Origin of the sequence: Nocardia exalbida NBRC 100660 (assembly GCF_000308575.1) — a bacterium.
Classification (GTDB): Bacteria; Actinomycetota; Actinomycetes; order Mycobacteriales; family Mycobacteriaceae; genus Nocardia; species Nocardia exalbida.
In genome coordinates this window covers 1-289 of record NZ_BAFZ01000138.1, presented here as the reverse complement: position 1 = coordinate 289, position 289 = coordinate 1, and the positions used below count along the sequence as shown (strand labels likewise).

The 289-nt window shown below is 68.2% G+C and carries 1 protein-coding gene; it reads left to right on the top strand.

Features of this window, described 5'->3' with window-relative positions; genetic code table 11:
• Positions 1-18: 18 nt before the first annotated feature.
• Positions 19-289: IPT/TIG domain-containing protein (locus ON29_RS29795; protein ID WP_217999335.1), on the top strand; the 271-nt coding region annotated here is incomplete at its 3' end.

Sequence of the window (289 nt, the reverse complement as noted above, 5' to 3'; positions counted from 1 at the left end):
CCCGCCGGAACAGGAACCGTGCAAGTCACCGCCACCACCACAGGCGGAAGCAGCAACGGTGTCTCCTACACCTACGTGCCAGCCCTGACCTCGGTCGTCCCCTCTCAAGGGACCGAAGCAGGCGCAACCACGGTCGTCCTCACCGGGAATGGCCTCACCGCAGCCACCGCGGTCACTTTCGGTGCGACACCGGCGGCCTCGTTCACCGTCGACTCCGACACCCAGATCACCGCGGTCACCCCCGCCGGAACGGGCACCGTGCAGGTCACCGTCACCGACCCGGTGAACC